The sequence below is a fragment of the Acinetobacter sp. YH01003 genome (genome assembly GCF_013420525.1).
GTDB lineage: Bacteria > Pseudomonadota > Gammaproteobacteria > Pseudomonadales > Moraxellaceae > Acinetobacter > Acinetobacter towneri.
Map to the genome: position 1 here is coordinate 1 of NZ_VOXY01000043.1, position 1,482 is coordinate 1,482.

The window sequence follows — 1,482 nt, forward strand, 5'->3', positions numbered from 1 at the left end:
TGTTATTCCCAAGTAGAAATGTCCTACCTAATAACCAAATAGAAATGTCCTATATGGACATTTCCAAGTCAAGCACAGGATTTAGATTTCGTTGTTCAATCGCTGTTTTCTGTGCACGTCTGCTTGGCATCTTTTGAGAACGATTACGTTTGTTTTGCTGTTCCAGTTCTTCATGCTGTTGTTGGATATGATTCAGAACAGCACTCAACCGTTTATTCTCAACAATCTCTCGCTGATTCAGCTGACTTAATTTATCGAAGAGGCTGTAATTGATCTTTCGGCCATCATGCATGAGGGCTACAGTACCATCCGGGTATTCCAGGAACTCAAGATACTTACCGATCAACCTTTGATTTTCTTCGGTGTTTTCCAGGAGATATACGCATTTATCATAAGTAATCGTCAGGCTATTGGTGACTCTGCGGGGTTCACGCCAAGTAAAAATATCATCTAATTCTTCGGCTGTTTCAGTGATAGGCCGATGTAGATTCTTAGGATTAAAAGCCATCTTGGCGAACTTCTGATTGAACTGCTCAATGAAGCAGGGTAGCCAGGCATTAGCTTGCTCAATCGAACAGATGCCTTCCAAGCGCATTTCTTTGATCAGACGGTCCTGAAGCGTTCTATTCGCCCGTTCTACACGGCCTTTGGCCTGTGGTGAATTGGCGAAGATGATATCGATATTGAGGGTGCTGAGTACACGTCCAAACTGGGTAATCTTGGTGTCTTTCTTGCTGCTTTGATTCACTCTAAAGACTGAATGTTTGTCGCTGTAAAACGCTAAAGGCTTACCGTGCTGTTCGACATATAAACGTGTTGAAATCATATAGTCAAAGGTTGATTCTGATTCACAGAAGCGTAAATGCTGCAATTTTCCTGTCGCATCATCGATAAACACCAGCAAACAGCACTTAGCAGCGCGTCCTTCAAACCAGTCATGGTGTGAGCCATCAATTTGGATCAGTTCACCAAAGCAATCCCGGTTGTAACGAGGCTGATACGGGCGTTTCAGGCGCTTGGCGCGAGGAATCCACAGATCTGCTGCAATCATCCAGGAACGCAGTGTTTCAACTGAAATATCAAAGCCATGAACGGTGGTGAGCTTTTCATGCGCTAAAGTGGGTCCGAAACCATGGAATTGTTCAGCGACCAGATTGAGGCACTTGAGTCTGAGCTCTTCAGGAAGCCTGGAATTGCTGATTTGGCCACGTGCAGCATGGGCTAATGCAGTTGGACCTTGAGTTTTGTATTTTTGCAATAAACGTCTGATCTGACGTTCTGAAATATGAAGTAGCTGAGCAGCCTGGGGCTGGGTTATGCGTTGATCACAGATTTCTTGCAAGACCGACAATCGTTTAAGTTCTTTATCCGACATAGACACCAACATATCAAACCGTCCGCTAAGAAAATTGCAACAGCGCATATTCTAAAAGCGGACATTTTTACTTTGGAGAAACCGGACATTTCTATTTTGGAGTTACA

Annotated in this window: 1 protein-coding gene; it reads right to left on the reverse strand. The window is 43.8% G+C overall.

What is annotated here, in order from left to right:
- Window positions 1–49: 49 nt before the first annotated feature.
- Window positions 50–1,375, reverse strand: coding sequence for an ISNCY family transposase (locus tag FTT70_RS13490; protein WP_096902756.1), 1,326 nt, complete (start codon window positions 1,373–1,375; stop codon window positions 50–52).
- Window positions 1,376–1,482: the final 107 nt, after the last annotated feature.

What these genes read in the sequence shown, in the direction of transcription:
- FTT70_RS13490 (WP_096902756.1), bottom strand. Translation starts at nt 1,375, where the DNA reads ATGTCGGATAAAGAACTTAAACGATTGTCGGTCTTGCAAGAAATCTGT.